The following is an 807-nucleotide window of genomic DNA, read 5'->3' as shown; positions in this document are numbered from 1 at the left end:
CTGGGAATGTGGGAGCAGAAACTTCTACGTTTTAATTGACAGTGGGGGTCATATCAACGCCCAATTAAGGTGTGAGGCACGCAATACCAAAGCCGCCGCAGACCACCTTAAACACCAAAACCAACGCATAGTGAAAATGCCACGCGTGCCGAATCACTCTTAAATTGTTTGATATGCTTGTGGTTCTGAAACCACGACACGGTCATTTGCCCTTATGTACATCAAATGCTTGTCGTAAAAGCTGTTTCTCGTACAACCATGTTGCAACGCTTTTTTGTAGATTGAAGCCACAAATATGTCGGCTACGCTGAAGTCCTTGCCTACTGCAAACCCTGACTCTCGACAGATCGACGCACTTAACTTTTCTAGGCACCGCATAATCCAAACTCCACGAAGTTCACGCTTTGACGTCTCATCTAGCTCTGGGCGCATGAACCTTAATACAGTCCTGTTTTGGGGAGAGTGAATACTAGAGTTTACGTATTCACAAACCCTGCGGATGTGTGTTTTTTCATTAAGGCTTTTGCCAAACAAACCTGGATAAGGAAAGCGTTCTTCCAAATACTCAACAATTGCCATTGATTCAGAAAATATCGAACCATCGACGCGAAGAGATGGGACATAGCCAAACGGATTTATATCTAGGTATGTCGTCGCTAGTTCGTCAGAGCTAATCTCAATTCTTTCGTAATCTATCCCCTTAAAATTGAGGACCCACTCCACCCTTTCAGCGCTATTCGATCCCTTTGCGCTATACAGCGATACTTCCATATACCCTCCCGAAAAGCATAACGCTTTTTATACGGC

General features: G+C 44.5%; 1 protein-coding gene. It reads right to left on the bottom strand.

The features are described from left to right. Window positions 1–159: 159 nt before the first annotated feature. Window positions 160–771, bottom strand: a complete 612-nt coding sequence (locus tag KIV40_RS15295; protein WP_285350039.1) for a glutathione S-transferase family protein — start codon at window positions 769–771, stop codon at window positions 160–162. Window positions 772–807 lie beyond the last annotated feature (36 nt).

The organism is Vibrio sp. D173a (assembly GCF_030248475.1).
This window is presented reverse-complemented; position numbering and strand designations above follow the sequence as displayed.